Source organism: Streptomyces sp. NBC_00513 (assembly GCF_041431415.1).
GTDB lineage: Bacteria > Actinomycetota > Actinomycetes > Streptomycetales > Streptomycetaceae > Streptomyces.
This window is the reverse complement of record NZ_CP107845.1, coordinates 7370141-7384974: the sequence shown is the minus strand read 5'-3', so window position 1 is coordinate 7384974 and position 14834 is coordinate 7370141. Positions and strand designations below refer to the sequence as shown.

The 14834-nt window shown below is 72.6% G+C and carries 17 protein-coding genes; 11 read left to right on the top strand and 6 right to left on the bottom strand.

The genetic code is table 11. The features are described from left to right. Positions 1-317: 317 nt before the first annotated feature. From OHA84_RS33250 to OHA84_RS33240, 3 genes are all read left to right on the top strand, one after another. On the top strand, positions 318-1157 hold the full coding sequence (locus OHA84_RS33250; RefSeq protein ID WP_266968250.1) for a YhjD/YihY/BrkB family envelope integrity protein: 840 nt from the start codon (positions 318-320) through the stop codon (positions 1155-1157). Then, positions 1154-2470 carry a hypothetical protein gene (locus OHA84_RS33245; protein WP_266968252.1) on the top strand — a complete coding sequence of 439 codons (1317 nt, stop codon included), beginning with the start codon at positions 1154-1156 and terminating at the stop codon, positions 2468-2470. Before OHA84_RS33250 ends, OHA84_RS33245 begins: the two co-directional genes overlap by 4 nt. 161 nt (positions 2471-2631) lie before the next feature. After that, positions 2632-3960 (top strand): chloride channel protein, encoded by a 1329-nt coding sequence (locus OHA84_RS33240; RefSeq protein ID WP_266968254.1) that lies wholly within the window; start codon positions 2632-2634, stop codon positions 3958-3960. 34 nt (positions 3961-3994) lie between these two features. Here the strand turns inward: OHA84_RS33240 and OHA84_RS33235 are convergent, their stop codons facing one another. Next, a complete protein-coding gene (locus tag OHA84_RS33235) occupies positions 3995-6229 on the bottom strand; it encodes an MMPL family transporter (RefSeq protein ID WP_266968256.1) in 2235 nt (744 codons plus the stop codon). A gap of 102 nt (positions 6230-6331) precedes the next feature. Here OHA84_RS33235 and OHA84_RS33230 point away from each other — a divergent pair, with 102 nt between their 5' ends. Both OHA84_RS33230 and OHA84_RS33225 read left to right on the top strand, forming a co-directional pair. Next, the gene (locus OHA84_RS33230; RefSeq protein ID WP_266953464.1) at positions 6332-6958 is read left to right on the top strand and encodes a TetR/AcrR family transcriptional regulator; all 627 of its coding nucleotides are present in this window, start codon (positions 6332-6334) and stop codon (positions 6956-6958) included. After that, a complete protein-coding gene (locus OHA84_RS33225; protein WP_266968258.1) occupies positions 6955-7722 on the top strand; it encodes an LmeA family phospholipid-binding protein in 768 nt (255 codons plus the stop codon). Before OHA84_RS33230 ends, OHA84_RS33225 begins: the two co-directional genes overlap by 4 nt. 47 nt (positions 7723-7769) lie before the next feature. On the opposite strand, the gene OHA84_RS33220 is transcribed toward OHA84_RS33225, so the two are convergent. Continuing rightward, on the bottom strand, positions 7770-8300 hold the full coding sequence (locus tag OHA84_RS33220; protein WP_266953460.1) for a hypothetical protein: 531 nt from the start codon (positions 8298-8300) through the stop codon (positions 7770-7772). A gap of 239 nt (positions 8301-8539) precedes the next feature. On the opposite strand from OHA84_RS33220, the gene OHA84_RS33215 reads away from it, so the two are divergent. The 3 genes from OHA84_RS33215 to OHA84_RS33205 all read left to right on the top strand — a co-directional run bounded on the left by OHA84_RS33215 (position 8540) and on the right by OHA84_RS33205 (position 11255). Continuing rightward, complete coding sequence (locus OHA84_RS33215; RefSeq protein WP_266968260.1) at positions 8540-9682, top strand: winged helix DNA-binding domain-containing protein; 1143 nt, start codon at positions 8540-8542, stop codon at positions 9680-9682. Between the two features lie 256 nt (positions 9683-9938). Continuing rightward, entirely contained in the window at positions 9939-10424 is a 486-nt protein-coding gene (locus OHA84_RS33210; RefSeq protein ID WP_266968262.1) for a peroxiredoxin, read from the top strand. A gap of 69 nt (positions 10425-10493) precedes the next feature. Beyond that, the gene (locus tag OHA84_RS33205) at positions 10494-11255 is read left to right on the top strand and encodes a hypothetical protein (protein ID WP_266968264.1); all 762 of its coding nucleotides are present in this window, start codon (positions 10494-10496) and stop codon (positions 11253-11255) included. Here OHA84_RS33205 and OHA84_RS33200 read toward each other — a convergent pair. Then, a complete protein-coding gene (locus OHA84_RS33200; RefSeq protein WP_266973855.1) occupies positions 11242-11889 on the bottom strand; it encodes a lysophospholipid acyltransferase family protein in 648 nt (215 codons plus the stop codon). The genes OHA84_RS33205 and OHA84_RS33200 overlap by 14 nt on opposite strands. Before the next feature lie 286 nt (positions 11890-12175). Between OHA84_RS33200 and OHA84_RS33195 the strand changes: the two genes are divergently transcribed. After that, the gene (locus OHA84_RS33195) at positions 12176-12640 is read left to right on the top strand and encodes an STAS domain-containing protein (RefSeq protein WP_266953452.1); all 465 of its coding nucleotides are present in this window, start codon (positions 12176-12178) and stop codon (positions 12638-12640) included. After that, complete coding sequence (locus OHA84_RS33190; RefSeq protein ID WP_266953450.1) at positions 12637-12798, top strand: hypothetical protein; 162 nt, start codon at positions 12637-12639, stop codon at positions 12796-12798. Before OHA84_RS33195 ends, OHA84_RS33190 begins: the two co-directional genes overlap by 4 nt. A gap of 118 nt (positions 12799-12916) precedes the next feature. On the opposite strand, the gene OHA84_RS33185 is transcribed toward OHA84_RS33190, so the two are convergent. Further along, on the bottom strand, positions 12917-13186 hold the full coding sequence (locus OHA84_RS33185) for a hypothetical protein (protein ID WP_266968266.1): 270 nt from the start codon (positions 13184-13186) through the stop codon (positions 12917-12919). A 395-nt stretch (positions 13187-13581) separates the two neighbouring features. Here OHA84_RS33185 and OHA84_RS33180 point away from each other — a divergent pair, with 395 nt between their 5' ends. Next, positions 13582-14070, top strand: coding sequence for a carbonic anhydrase (locus OHA84_RS33180; RefSeq protein WP_266953446.1), 489 nt, complete (start codon positions 13582-13584; stop codon positions 14068-14070). A gap of 64 nt (positions 14071-14134) precedes the next feature. Here OHA84_RS33180 and OHA84_RS33175 read toward each other — a convergent pair whose 3' ends face one another. Then, entirely contained in the window at positions 14135-14395 is a 261-nt protein-coding gene (locus tag OHA84_RS33175) for a hypothetical protein (RefSeq protein ID WP_266953444.1), read from the bottom strand. Continuing rightward, the gene (locus tag OHA84_RS33170; protein WP_266953442.1) at positions 14392-14691 is read right to left on the bottom strand and encodes a DUF6247 family protein; all 300 of its coding nucleotides are present in this window, start codon (positions 14689-14691) and stop codon (positions 14392-14394) included. Before OHA84_RS33170 ends, OHA84_RS33175 begins: the two co-directional genes overlap by 4 nt. Positions 14692-14834: the final 143 nt, after the last annotated feature.

Genomic DNA, 14834 nt, shown 5'->3' with positions numbered 1-14834 from the left:
CGTGTGGATCCATGTCGTTGTGCCTCCCGACGGAGTCTGGGCGGATCCCTGTCCCGCGGGCCGGGCGGTACGCCGGGGGAACGGGGAGGGTATCCGGATGGTGCGCCGGACCACGCGTTCCCGATAGGGGTGCGTCAACAGTTTGTTTCGGACGTCAACAGTTTGTTTCAAACGGCAGGAGGGGCGCGACCGCTTCGCACCGCCGGCCCCACGGCCCGACGGCCACCCGATCGGCCCAGCAGCGCGCGCCCTCCCCCGCTGCCGACGCTTGACTGGCTGTCGGGGTCGGCACGTCCTGCGGCGTGATGGGAGGTGTCATGTCGTGGAAGGAACGGCTGCGAGACCGGCGCGCCCGGACCGAGGAGCGGTTCCCCGTCGTCACCGAACTGACGGGGCGCCTCCTGTCGACGAACCTCCTGGACGGGGCGACCCGGCTGGCTTCCCAGGCCTTCCTGGCGTCCGTGCCGCTCTTGTTCGCCGTGGCCGCCTTCGCACCCCAGAGCGTGCGCGATCAGTTGCGGGAATCGTTGCGGACCGTGTTCGGCCTGACGGGCCAGGCCGACGCACAACTCCAGCAGGTGTTGGGCTCCTCCACCGGCAAGAGCCTGCGCGAGACCACGGGCACCATCGGCCTGCTGATGGCCCTGATCTCGGCCACCAGTTTCAGCCGCGCCATGGCAAGGGTCTGCGAACGCGCCTGGCGACTGCCGAAATCGCGTACCCGGATCGCCGTCTGGCGCTGGTTCGCCTGGTTGCTCGCCCTGCTGCTGGTGGTCTTCATGGAGGGCCCGATCCGCGAGGGGTTCGGGGCGGGCCTGTGGGTCGGGATCCCCTTGTCCTTCCTCCTCGGGGTCGGCGTCTGGCTGTGGACCCAGCACCTGTTCCTCGCCGGCCGGATCGGCTGGATGGCCCTGTTGCCCGGCGCCGTCCTCTCCTCGGTCGCCACGACCGTGCTGTCGCTGAGCGCCGCCCTCTACATGCCGACCGCGCTCAACCGGGCACTGCACGAGTACGGCTCCCTCGGCTTGGTGCTGACCCTCCTGTCCTGGCTCATCGCGATCTGCGCCACCGTCACGTTCGCCGTGACCATCGGCGCGGTCCTGGCGCAGGAGCCGCCGCTGAATCGCTTTCTCACGACCGATCGGAGTACTCCGTGACACACGCCCAGGACGCGGAAGTCGCCCGCTTGCGAGCCCAGGTGGCGGAGTTGTCCCGTCCGCACCGGACACTGCGTTCCACCCTGTCCGCCATCCTCATGGTCCTCGTCCTCGTCCTCACTCCGCTGGCCGTCGTCGCCTCCTGGACGTCCTCCTTGCTGGGCGACACCGACCGCTACGTCGCCACCATGGGTCCGCTCGTCGACGACCGGGCCGTCCAGGAGGCGGTGGGCGCTCGCGCGGCGCAGGCCGTGACCAAGCACCTGGATCTGGACACCCTGCTACAGGAGGCGGCGCCGGAGGACCGCCCGATGCTCTCGAAGGCCCTGGGCAAACTGGGGTCGCCGATCGAGGGCGCCGTGGCGAGTTTCGTCGGCAAGGAGGCCACGAACGTCGTCGCCAGTTCCTGGTTCCAGACCTTCTGGACGGATGCCAACCGGCGTATCCACGCCGCCATGGTCAAGGCGCTCACGGGACAGGGCGGCGGCGCCGTGAAGTTGACCGACGACGCGGTGACCATCGACCTCGCCCCCGTGATCGACCAGCTGAAGCAGCGACTGGTCGATGCCGGCCTCGGCGTCGCGGCGAAGGTCCCGGAGATCCACACCGATTTCACCGTCGTCCAGTCGAAGGACGTCAAGAAGGCCCAGACGGGCTTTCGGCTGCTCCAGATCCTTGGTACCTGGCTGGCCGTCGTGGTGGTGTTGATCGCCGCCCTGGCCGTGTGGCTGGCCCGGCGCCGCCGGCGCGCGCTGACGACCGTCGCCCTGCTGATCGCCGCCGGCGCCCTGCTGTTGGGGCTGGGGCTGGTGATCGCCCGGGCTCTGTACCTGGACGCCCTGCCCGCGGGGGTCTCCTCCGACGCGGCGGCCGCCGTGTTCGACCAGCTGGTGCGCTTCCTGCGGACCGCCGTGCGGTCGGTCGCCGTACTCGGTGTGGCGGTCGCCCTGGGTACCTGGCTCAGCGGTCCCGGTCGCCGCGCCGGCCAGGTGCGCCACCTGTGGTCGGCGGGCATCGACGCCACCCGGGGAGCCGCCGAGCAGATGGGGATGCGGCTGGGCCCGGTGGGGCCCTTCGTGCACCGCTGGAAGCGCCGGCTGGTCCAGGCGGTCCTGGCGGTGGGTGCCCTGACGCTCGCGTTGTGGTCCTATCCCACCGGGTGGGTCGTCGTCGGCATCGTCCTGGCGGTCCTGTTCGCCATCACGGTGATCGAGTTCCTCGACGCGAGGCCGGTCGGTCCTGCGGAACGCGAGGCGGCGCGGCCGACAGGGCCGACGGGGACACCGGGAGCACCGGGAGCACCGGGAGCGTAGGGAAGCGTACGGAGGTCCCCCGCGCGCCGACGGAGGCTGCGCACGGAAGGCCTCCGTGAGCCTCACCCGTCCGGCCCGCCTGCCCTGCGGATGCCGTCGGGTGGACCGAACCTGGTGGGGACCGTCACCGGCAGTGGCTACACGGAGGGGGCTCGGCAGTCTTGACAGAGTCGCAGCGACAACCGACCCTCCGTCAGGCCCTCACCGCGCCGGGAACGCTGCGGCTGCTCCTGGCGTCCGCGCTCGTCGGCATCCCGGTCTCGCTCATCGCCTTCGTCTTCATCGGTTTCGAGCACAAACTCCAGCACTGGGTGTGGGAGTCCGCGCCCGAGGCGCTCGGCTATTCCGTGTCGCCGTGGTGGTGGGGTCTGCCCACGCTGGCTCTCGCCGGACTGCTGGCCGCGCCCGTGATCACCCGGATGGCCGGCGCGGGCGGTCACGTACCCGTCTTCGGAATCGGCGGGGCGACGACCACGCCCCGCGAGCTGCCGAGCGTCGCCCTGGCCGCGCTGGTCTGCCTCCCCCTCGGTGTGATCCTGGGACCCGAGGCACCCCTCATGGCGCTGGGCAGCGGCATCGCGCTGATCTGCGTCCGTGCCGCGCGGCGCGCCGCCCAGCCCCAGTTGACGGCCGTACTCGGGATGGCGGGTTCCACCGCCGCCATCAGCACCATCTTCGGCAGCCCGCTGATCCCGGCCGTGATGGTGCTGGAGGCCGCCGGGCTCGGTGGCGTGCGGCTGGTCGTACTGATCCTGCCCGCCCTGGTCGCCAGCGGCGTCGGCGCCCTGGTGTTCACCGGATTCGGCCACTGGACCGGTCTCAGCATCGGTTCGCTGGCCCTCCCGCAGAAGCCGCCCTCGGAACTGCTCGACGCCGCCGACTTCCTGTGGGGCATCCCCATGGCGGCCCTGATCGGGGCGCTCGTCGCCGCGGGAAAGCTCCTGGGCCTGCGGACCCACCGGCTGGTGGGCGTCTCCGCGGTCCGGATCATCCTGTGCGCCCTGGCCGTCGGCATCTCCATCACCGCCTACGCCCTGGCCACCGGGCGTTCCCCGGGCGAGGTGGCGCTGTCCGGCCAGATCGTGATCGGCGCGCTGGCTGCCGACCCGGGGGCCTGGGCGGTGGGCTCGCTGGTGGCCCTGGCCGTCTTCAAGCTGATCGGCTGGGGCATCGCGCTGGGCAGCCTCCGTGGTGGTCCCATCTTCCCGGCCATCACCATCGGGGCCGCGGTCGGCATCGCCTGTGGCGGCCTTCCCGGCTTCGGCATGGCCCCCGCCCTGGCCGCCGGCATCTGCGCCGCGGGAGTCGCGGCCACCCGTCTGCCGGTCACCGGCGTCGTGCTGGCCGCCGCCCTGCTCGGCAAGGACGCGATCACCCTGATGCCGCTGATGGTGATCAGCTCGGTCACGGCCTTGCTCGTCGAGGTCCTGCTGGACCGTCCGCGGGCGTCCGGCGTGGAGATCGACGTGGGTGACGCGAAGACCGGATGAGGATCCGCCGGCCAGCGGCGGCCGGCGGCCGATGTCAGCCCGCGGGCGCCGAAGACGACGCGGAGATCGGCGCCGCCCGCGGATCCGGTGGGACGTCCGCGTGCACACGCGGGTGGGGCAGGACCCGGTCCAGTGCCCGAGGCAGCCACCAGTTGGCACGGCCCATGAGGAACATCGCGCTCGGCACGAGCACGAGCCGCACCACCGTCGCGTCGAGGATGACGCTGACGGCCAGCCCCACCGCCAGCATCTTGACCACGACGGTGGGCGACGCGGCGAAGGAGAGGAAGACCGCGGTCATGATCAGCGCGGCGCTGGAGATGACCCTGCCGGTGACGGCCAGTCCGGTGCCGACCGCGAGGGTGTTGTCCTTGGTGCGCCGCCACGTGTCGGCGATGGAGGAAAGAAGGAAGATCTCGTAATCCATCGACAGGCCGAACACGATCGCGAACATCATCATCGGCACGTACGACTCGATGGGCACGGGCTCCGACAGCCCGAGCGGGCCGCTCCCCCAGCCCCATTGGAAGACCGCGACGAGGATGCCGTACGAGGCCCCCGTCGTGAGCAGGTTCATGACCACCGCCTTGAGCGGGATCACCGCGCTCCGGAACACGGCGATGAGCAGCAGGAGCGCTGCCGCCAGGACGATGCCGATGATGACGGGGAGCCGGCGGGTGACGGTGTCGCGGAAGTCCAGCCGGCCCGCGGTGCTGCCGGTGAGGTACGCGTGCGCGCCACTGCCCTCCAGCGCCTCGGGCACGGTGGTGGCGGTCAGGGTGGTGAACAGGTCTCCGGTGCCCGCGGACTGGGGGCCGGTGGAGGGAGTGATCGTGGAGATCAGGACCTTGCCGTCGGGGCTCGGGGTGAGGGGTGTGAACCGGTCGATGCCGTCCGTGTCCCGCAGCGCCGCGGTGAGGTCGCCTCCGATCCGGTCGGCGGGAGCGGTCGCCCCTTCCAGGTCGGTGACGAGGACGAACGGACCGTTCGCGCCGGGGCCGAAGCCCGGCCCCCGGCCCCCGGCGATCCAGTCGTGAGCCTGGCGGGTGGTGGTGCCCGCCCTGTCGGCGCCGTCGTCCACGTGACCGAGGCGCATGGAGAGCATCGGTACCGCGCACACCGCGAGCAGGAGCGTGCCCGCGGTGAGGAACTTCCAGGGGTGGCGTGCCACCAGGGCGGCGTAGCGGTGCCAGCTGTCGTGGCCGCCGGTGGTCTCGGCGACGGGGCGGCGCAGGGAGAGGCGGTCGATGCGGCGTCCCACCAGCCCCAGGGCGGCCGGTACGAGGGTCAGCGCTCCGGCGGCGGTGACCGTGACGGCGAGGGTGGCTGCCAGGCCCAGTCTGCCGATGAAGCCGATGCCGCAGGCGTACAGGCTCAGCATGGCGACCGCGACGGTGACGGCGGCGACGACGACGGCGCGGCCGCTGGTGGCGGTGGTGCGCGCGGCGGCGTCGACGGGGTCGTGGCCGTCGATGAGGTCCTGCCGGAAGCGGGTCGTCAGGAACAGGGCGTAGTCGATGCCCACGCCGAGGCCGATCATGGTGGCCAGTGTGGGGGCGGCGGTCGCGAAGGTGACGACGCCCGCCACGATGCCCACCACGCTGAGGCCGACCCCGACGCTGATCAGCGCGGTGACCAGGGGCAGGAGGGCCGCGGCGACGCTGCCGAAGCCGAGGACGAGGATCACCAGGGCCGCCACGACGCCGACGATCTCGCTCGCCTTGTCGTTGGCGGGCTCCCTGACCACCTCGTTGAGGTCCCCGCCGTACGCGACCCGCACGCCGGCAGCGCGGGCCGGGGCCGTGGCCTCGTCGAGTGAGCCGGTGTACGCGTGCCCGAGTGTCTTGACCTGGCGGTCGAACGAGACGGTCGTGTAGGAGGTGCGGCCGTCGGCGCCGGTCACCGGCTTGGAGGCGGCGGTGACGTGGGGCAGTTCCGCGAGCGCGGCGAGGCTTTCCTCGACGGCTGGGTGGTGATCGGCGACGGCGCCCGAGTCCACGTGGAACACGACGCGGCCGCTGGGGTCGCCGATGCCCGGCGCGTGGGCGGCCAGGAGGTCGGCGCCGGTGCGCGATGGGGTGCTCGGCAGGCTGATCTCGTCGCTGTAGGCGGGGCCGACGGCGTGGCGGCCGAGGAAGGCCCCGGCCAGCAGTACGAGCCAGGCCGCGATCACCCACATCGGGTGCCGGGCGCAGAAGGCGCCGAGCGCGCCCGGGCGGGAGGAGCGGGCTCGCGGCCGGGGACGCCGGGGGCGCCGGGGGAACTGCACATCGACTCCAAATGAAAAGTGGCAGGACTGACACGAACCAACCTTGCATAAAGTGGCAGAGCTGACAATTGACAGAGGTGCCGTCATTGCTAGGCTTCATTCATGCCTCAAGACCCCGACGAGTCCGGACTGCGCGAACGCAAGAAGGAACAGACCCGCCGACTGTTGCGCGAGGGCGCCGCCACGCTGTTCGCCGCCCACGGCTTCGCGGGGACCACCGTCGCGGACATCGCCGCCCGCGCGAACGTCTCCGAGCGGACCTTCTTCCGGTACTTCGACAGCAAGGAGGCCCTGCTCCTGCCCGACAGCGCCGACCTGTTCCGCCACGTCGAATCGGAACTGGCCGCCCGCCCCGCCGACGAGGAGCCGCTGGACGCGGTGTTCAACGCGCTCCTCTCCGCGGTGGCTCCGTTCGCGGCCTCCAGCCTCACCGCCCTGACCCACTCCATCGAGGGCGCCGAGGTACTGGTGGCCGCCCGGCTCGTGCAGGCGTTCAGCGAGTTCGAGGACCGGCTCACGCTCCTCGTGCTCAGGCGGCTCCCCGACGGCACGCCCGACGCCGACCTGCGCGCCGCCGTGATCGCCGGCGCGGCCATGTCCACCGTGCGCGCCGTCCTGCGCACCCAACGCAGGCGACGCCAGAGCGACGCCGTCGCCCAGACTCCTCCCTCCCATCTCCTGCTCCAGGCCTTCGGGATGCTGAAACAGATCGGAACCGCCGCTTCATGAAGCTCCGCCGCACCTCAGCCCTCGTCACCGCCGCAATCACCGTGGTCCTCGCCGCGGCGACCGGCACGGCCAACGCCGTCGTGAAGCACTCCGCCCAGCAGCGCATCGAGGAGAAGGCGGCGTGCCGGCTCCAGGCGGACGGGGCCGTCAGCGCGGAGCTGACGGACTCGTTCGCGGGCCTGCGTTCGCTGACCGGCGACGTGGGGGCGGTCCACATCTCGGCCCGGGGCGTGCACCGCGCCGGCACCGAGATGGACGTCGAGGCCGACCTCTACGACGTCACCACCGACGGAGCCGTCGGCGGCGGCCGTGCCACGGCGAGCGTCTCGTACGGGACCCTCCAGAAGCGCCTCGCGTCCACGGAGGCGGGCATGAAGGTGGGTGGCGACGCGAACGGGCTGACCCTCACCGGCAGTGTGGGCGACCTCGGGCTCCCGGTCACCGTCCACACCCGGCTCGCCACCACGGCGACCAGCCTGACCCTGACGCCGACCACGGTCAGCGTCCTGGGCCGCGACCTGCCCGTCGACACCCTGGGCTCACTGCCCGCCGCGGGGGGTCTCGTGGACCGCATCGCCGAACGACTCGCACCCCGGACGATCGACATCGACGACCTGCCGGCGGGAGCCCGACTCACCGCCGCCCGGCCGACCGCCTCGGGGCTGGAGCTGAACTTCTCGCTGTCCTCGGAGTCGATCCGGGTGAAGTCCGCGGACGGCGACGGGGCGAGTTCCGCGGGCTCCGACCGCTGCTCGGAGAAGTAGCCCGCCGCGCGGACGCCGGCGGCCGGCGGTCCGTGATCCGCGGCCGATCAGGGCGACGGCGGTTCGCAGGCCTTCGCCTTCGCGTCGAGCAGGTCGCCGTATCCGGCGGCCGTCCAGACGTGCACGCGGAACCGTTCCGGCGACACCGGCTGCGACCACGGGGCTCCCGACGCGGAGAACACCCCGCGACAGATGGGACAGTAGCGTGCGTCGCCGGTGAGTTCGGCCGCCCGGGCGGCGCCCGCGAGCACCCTGCGCGCGTCCCGGTTCTCGCCGCGGACGATCGCGATCGTCGCCACGAGGATCAGCACGGCGGCGACGGCGCCCACGGCCGTGAGCCATGGCAGGTTCCGGTCGTCGGCGGCGTACGCGCCCGCCGCGACGGCCATGCCGGCGATGACGATGCCCTCCGCGAGGTGCGTACAGCCCCCGCCCGTGTGCTCCGGTGCCGACGCGAGCCTCGTCGCCAGGTCCTCGCGCCGCCCGCTCCGGTCCGTGCGCGCCCGTTCGACCGGAACGTGCTCCGACGTCCCACACCCCGGACACGGCGCCGCCTTGTTCGGTTCTCCCCTTGTCATCCGAACATGATGACGTGCCGCACCGCGACGTCCGAACGCCACCGCCCCCGACGCCATCGTCCACGCTCCGATCCACGGCCCGTCACGCGTCAACCACGCCTGCACCCGCGTCACTTGCACCCCCGCCGGGCCGCGTTGTCGGTGGGGCGGTGAGAATGGCAGTCGACCTGCCCGGGGGCCGCCGCGTCGCCGGCCCCCCTCACGACACGAGGACGTGACGACCACGCCATGAGGACCACATGAGGTTCACCGCGCGGGAACTCAACCGCTCCACGCTCGCCCGACAGTTGCTGTCGTCCCGGGAGCCGATCGGCGCGGCCGAGGCCGTGCGGCGCGTGGTCGCGATCCAGGCCCAGCAGGCGGCCTCGCCCTATCTCGCCCTGTGGAACCGGGTGAGCGGTTTCGAACCCGCGGACCTGGACGCCGCGTTCGCCGGTCAGTCGGTCGTCAAGTCCACCCTGATGCGGATCACCCTGCACGCCGTGCACGCCGACGACTACCCGGCATTCCGCGAGGCCGTGCACCCGTCGCTGCGCGCCGCACGGCTCAACGACCGTTTCACGGCCTCCGGGTTGACCGCCGAGGACGCCGAGGCCCTCGTCCCGGAGATCCTGGCCTTCGCCGACCGGCCGCGCACCAACGCGGACTACGAGGCATGGCTCGAAGACCGGCTCGGCGCGCCGGCGCGGCCCGGCGCGTGGTGGGGTCTGCGCCAGTTCGCGCCGCTGCTGCACGCGCCCACCACTCCCCCGTGGTCGTTCGGTCACCGGCCCTCGTACATCGCCCCCCGTGTCCGGCCGGTGACGACGGACGCGCAGGTGCCCGACGTCTCCCTGCGCACGCTGGTCCTGCGCTACCTGGAGGGTTTCGGGCCGGCGTCGGTGGCTGACGTCGCGCGGTTCTCCCTGGTCCCGCGGACGCGGGTGCGTACGGCGCTGCGCGCGCTCGGCGACCTCCTCGTACGCCACGAAGGGCCGGACGGCGAGGAGTTGTTCGACGTGCCGCACGCGCCGCGCCCGGACGGCGACACGCCGGCGCCGCCCCGGCTGATGGCCATGTGGGACAGCGTCCTGCTCGCCTACCACGATCGGGCACGGGTGATACCGCCGGAGTACCGCGCCCTCGTCATCCGCGGGAACGGCGACGTGCTGGCGACCGTGCTCGTCGACGGGTACGTCGCCGGGGTGTGGCGACCGGCCGAGGGCGGTGTCGAGGTCAGGGCCTTCCACCCGCTGTCGGAGGAGGTCTGGGAGCGACTCGGCGTCGAGGCGCGGGCACTGACGGCCTTCCTCCGCGACAGGGAGCCACAGGTCTACCGCCGCTACGCGCACTGGTGGGCCAAGGTCCCCGGCGCCGGCGTACGGGTACTCCCCGGCCACTGACCTGCGGGCCCTGCACGGTGGTCGGGTCCGGAAGCCGGCCACCCGTGCTGCTGCGCGTACGAAGGAACGGCCGCGTTCACCCTCGGATACGGCAGCGGGGACCCGCTCCCGTGCGCACGTCGGTACCGGGGCACCGAGACCGGGGAGCGGGACGCCACGTACGATGCGGATCCGGCGGCGGTCACCGGGCACGGGGCCGCGCTCCGGGTTTCGGGTGCCGTCACTCGCACCTTCAGCAACCGAGAGGACAGCGATCGTGGGCCGATCCCCAGCCGTGGGCCAAGTGGTGGACGACTTCCGGCTGCCGGGAGGTGAACTGACCGGGGACGAGTTCGTCCGCACCGAGTACTCCCTGGGCGGCCACCGAGGGAGCCCGGTCGTCCTGGCCTTCTATCCCGGCGACAACACCCCCGTGTGCACGACCCAGTTGTGTTCCTACTCCGACGGGCTGGAATCCCTGGGAGCCGGCGGGGCCAAGGTCTGGGGCATCAGCCCCCAAAGCGTCGACAGCCACGAGGACTTCGCCCGCTCCCGCGGACTGCGCCTGCCCCTGCTCGCCGACACCGACCGGGCCGTCGCCCGGGCCTTCGGGATCACCGCACCCCTCATCGGGCTGCGCCGAGCCGTCTTCATCATCGCCCCCGACGGCACCCTGCACTGGAAGCACGTCACCGCCGTCGGAGCCACCTTCCCCCAGGCCGACACCATCACCGAACAGCTCGCCCGCCTCGGGACGAGCTGACGATCCGGGGAAGGCCCTGGTCCGGGCGGTGTCCACGCGTACGAGGTGCCGACCTCTGAAGGAGCGACGGTGTTGCGGGTCCACTTCGATCCGGCCGACCTGGCACGCGTCCGCATCGCCCGGTCCCCTGACCCGCTCGCCGAGACGGTCCTGAGCCTGCCGGCGCTGCAGGCCGGGGAACGGGGCGGTGTCGCCCTGGCCGGATGGCGCGAGCGCACGCGCCGGGGCCTTCGCTCCACGGTGCGCCCGCTGCTCGAACTGGCCCCGGGCGCTGCCGGGGAGTACGTACCGGAGGCGTTCGTCCACGCCGCCACCGGTGCGCTCCCCGACAGCCTCGACCACACGTGGTCGCTGCCCCGCCGGCAGTGGACGGCGGACCTGCGCGCCACCGAGTACCTGCGGCCGGGAACACCCCGCTGGATCAATGCACTTCACCGGGGCGAGCGGGAGTGGAGGGGGCTCGTCGACCGCACGGTGCGCGAGTACCACGCCGTGGCTGTCGCCCCCTACTGGGCGCAGCTCGTGGCGACCGCGCAGGCCGACCGCACGCGGCGCGCGGCGATCACCGTCGACGTCGGTGTTGACGGGTTGCTCGGCTCGTTGCACCCCTTCCGAGACGCCGGCCGGCACCGGCGACCTGGCCCGCCGGACCGGAACGTCCCCCGCCACCGCGAGCCATCACGCGACCGTCCTGCGTGCGGCGGGCCTGCTCAGCACCGGGCGGGACGGCAACGGTGTCCGCCACACGCTGACGCCGTTGGGGCGGGCGCTGCTCGCGGGCGGTTCCGTCTGAGGACCGGTCCCCCGCCGGCGCGGGTCAGACCTGGCTGAGTGCGCGGGTCGCCACTTCCCAGGAGGCCGTGACGGCGTGTCGGGCGTGGGCGGTGGCCTCGCCGGTGTCGGCGGGAAGGCTTCGCGGGGTGCCGACGTGAACGTGCAGGCGGGGTCGGCGGACCGGCGCGGTCAACAGGCCGGCCAGTTGTTTGCCCGTGCTGCCCGAGGTGATCCGCCGGGCACCGGCCTGGCCCAGCGGGACGAGCGGGACGCCGGCGGCCCGCGCCAGGCGGGCCGGGCCGCTGCGGAAGTCCTCCGGCGGCGCCTCCCCCGAGTCCGGGCGCAGCGGCAGGCGACCTTCCCCGTAGACGAGGACGTGCCGGCCGGCGCGCAGTGCCTCGATGGCCGTTTCCAGCGCTTCCGAGGCCCGCGCCGTACCCCGGCGTACGGGTACGTGTCCCTCGCGCGTCAGCGACCAGCCGAGCAGCGGGATCCGCCACAGGCCCGCCGTGGCCAGCACCACCGGTTCGATGCCCAGGCGGCGCAGGGCCGCCATGACGACGGCGGGGTCGGCCAGGCTCGTGTGGTTGGCGACGATCAGCGCGCCCCCGGCGGGCAGCGACGCGACGTCGGCCGTGACGGTCAGACGTCCGAACACGGGCACGACGGCGGAGGCGATGCGACTGAGCACGCTGGTGCCTTTCACGAGGGCTTCTTGCGGTGCTTCCATGGTCGGGCGCGGTTGGGGTCGGCGTCGTGAGCGCGGGTACTCATCCCCGTCTGAGCACCACCGCCCCAAGGCGCCCGCCTTCGCCCGGAGCCCGACTCCCGGTCGGATGACCATCCGACCGGCCGTGCGCGGTTCTGCCCCGAACGGGGGACCGTTTTCGCCCACACCGGGGATCTTGACCCCGACGAGGGGTGAAGCGACCCCCGGTCGCGTTGCCTCCCCGGGGGGCCGGACCGTTGTCCGGTTCGTGAGTACAGCGACGAGCAGCCCGATACTGGCCCACACGACCCCCCACGACACCGGCGCCGACAGCGCGCCCTGCGCCATAACGGTCCACTCCCGGGGAAACGTCCTGACCATCGCCCCGGCGGGCGAGATCGATCACCACACCGCCCGCCCCCTGCGCGTGACCCTCGCCATGGCCGCCGCCCACGGCTACACCGGGCTCGTCCTGGACACCTCCCGCGTCACCTTCGCCGACTCCGGGCTCCTGCGCGTCCTGGACGACTGGTGCCGGCACGGACGGCGCCTGAGGATGGTGAACCAGTCCAGGGCCGTGCAACGCCTCCTGGCCGCGGCAGCGGCGACGGGACCGGCCGTGCCCTCCCCTTACGGCGGCCTCCGTCGGAAGCCGGGGGACGGTGCGGAGGGCTCGGCGCCACCCGGCCCGCCGGACCGACCAGGCCCCTCGGAGGAAGCGGCACCGCGGTGACGTTCATACTCCTGACCGTCCCCCCGATGTTGCTCGCCGTCCTCCTGCTGCGACGGGAGCCCGGTCGGCAGCGGCGTCGAGGTCGTACCGTCGCCCTCGCTCCGCGCCTCGACCGTACGGCCGGGCCGCGGAGGCGGCACCGACCCGCCCTGACCTGACCCTGCGAACCGGTCCGCCCGCCCCGCGAGAACACGGGGCGGGCGGACCTGTCGAAGGGCGCGGGTCGGGGCCGGTGGCAGGCTTCGGTGTCGGGCGACAGGGGACGGTGCAGACGGACTAGGGGATCCGCCCGCCGCCCCGGACCCCGATCAGGTAGTCGGCCTCCTCGGCCAGCCGCGCCCGCCGCTCGTCGGTCGCGGCGCGTTCGAGTTCTCCTCTCAACGCCTGCTCGGTCCGCAGAACGGTCGCCCGCGGGATCGGGATCCGCTGTCCGGGCTTCTCCGTGAACGGCGCCAGTTCGGAAGCCAGGCTCTGCGCGTCCGGCGAGGAGCCGCGGCGCAGCGAAAGGAACACCCGGGCCAGCCAGTCGGCCGGAATCTTCACCATGAGATCTGTCATGCATGGGCAACGAACGGCCACCCGCCCCGTGACACCCCCTCCCTCGCACGGAGCAACGCGCCGCCCGCGCCGCGGGGCGAGCCGACCGGGGCGACGCACCGGGCACCGCACCGGGCACCGCGGTGGACGTCCGCCCACCCCCTTCGAACGGTTGTTGCCTTGCGCGGACGCCGGTCGGGTGCGTTGACTGTCTCCCATGGACACGAGCGCGACGACGATCGAGGCCTTCTGGCCGACTCGTCGTGTCCGCCTGTTCGACGAGGCTTGTCGGTAGGTCACGCGCGCGTGCGACCGTCCGTGTGCGTGGCCGTTCCGCGTCCGAACCCACCCGGTTCACGCGGTGGCCCGGGTGGGTCCTCCATCGGCACGACAAGGATCCGAACATGTCCGTCACCGATCAACTGCTCGCCAACAACGCCGTCTACGCCGAGAACTTCACCGGCCCGCTGCCGCTGCCCCCGTCCAAGCACGTGACCGTGGTCGCCTGCATGGACGCCCGACTCGACGTCTACGGCATCCTCGGGCTCAACGAGGGTGAGGCGCACGTCATCCGCAACGCGGGTGGTGTGGTCACCGAGGACGAACTCAGGTCGCTCGCGATCAGCCAGCGGCTGCTGGGGACGAAGGAGATCATCCTCATCCACCACACCGACTGCGGAATGCTGACGTTCGACGACGACGGTTTCAAGCGCGGCATCCTGGAGGAGACGGGCATCAAACCGGCATGGGCCAGTGAGGCGTTCACCGACCTCGACGTGGACGTGCGGCAGTCGGTGGGGCGGATCAAGGCCGACCCGTTCGTCGTGCACAAGGAGCACATCCGCGGTTTCGTCTTCGACGTCGCGACCGGCAAGCTCAACGAGGTCGTCTGATCCACCCCGTGGGGAGGGGCTCGGCCGGTGACCTCTCCCCACGACGGATACGCGGCGGGACGGTCTATCCGAACCAGACGAGGTCCAGGACCGACAGGCGTCCGGCCTCGCGGTTGACGCGGTAGATGACGCTCAACCGGCCGATGGAGGCGGACCGGACGTCTTCCCCGGCGGGATCGCCCGCGTCCCACTGCGGCCAGCCCCAAGGCGTTCGGGCGGCGATGTCCAGGACGTCGCGTGCCATCTCGCGGGCGTGGGCGGGCAGCCCGGCCAGCACCTTCGCGGCCTGCGGGGAGAGCCGGGCCGGCCATGGCGCACCGATCACGGTCGGACTCCGATGACGTCCTCGAGCGCGACGTGGTCGGAGTCGTCCATGCCGGACGCGACGAAGGCGTCGACGGCCGGGGCCGAGTCGAGCCGGCTCCGCCAGGCCCGCACGACATCGTGCAGCGGGGTGAGGGTGTAACTGTGACGGGAGTCCTCCAGCGCCTTGGCCCAGTCCCGTTCGAAGGCCGGCTCCCACCGCTGCGCCCGGCGGTCGGCGCGGATCCGGGCGAGGAGTTGGGCGGCCGCGGCCGGTGGGGGCGGGGGGACGGACACGTACTCGGGCTGTGCGCTCACGGTTCCTCCAGCGGTCTCCTCGCCACGGTACGCGGCCGACCGGTCAAAGGAAGTGGGCATCCGGGGATCCGCCGGCCGACGGGCGGATCCCCGGTGCCCGGTGCTCGTCCTGATCGTGCCGTCCCGGTCGGCACGGTTGCCCG

Bases quoted from the DNA above. Each gene is read 5' to 3' on its own strand.
- OHA84_RS33225 (WP_266968258.1), top strand. From the start codon at position 6,955: ATGAAGCTCCGCCGCACCTCAGCCCTCGTCACCGCCGCAATCACCGTG.
- OHA84_RS33185 (WP_266968266.1), bottom strand. From the start codon at position 13,186: ATGGTGAAGATTCCGGCCGACTGGCTGGCCCGGGTGTTCCTTTCGCTG.
- OHA84_RS33220 (WP_266953460.1), bottom strand. From the start codon at position 8,300: ATGACAAGGGGAGAACCGAACAAGGCGGCGCCGTGTCCGGGGTGTGGG.
- OHA84_RS33230 (WP_266953464.1), top strand. From the start codon at position 6,332: ATGCCTCAAGACCCCGACGAGTCCGGACTGCGCGAACGCAAGAAGGAA.
- OHA84_RS33180 (WP_266953446.1), top strand. From the start codon at position 13,582: ATGTCCGTCACCGATCAACTGCTCGCCAACAACGCCGTCTACGCCGAG.
- OHA84_RS33250 (WP_266968250.1), top strand. From the start codon at position 318: ATGTCGTGGAAGGAACGGCTGCGAGACCGGCGCGCCCGGACCGAGGAG.
- OHA84_RS33215 (WP_266968260.1), top strand. From the start codon at position 8,540: ATGAGGTTCACCGCGCGGGAACTCAACCGCTCCACGCTCGCCCGACAG.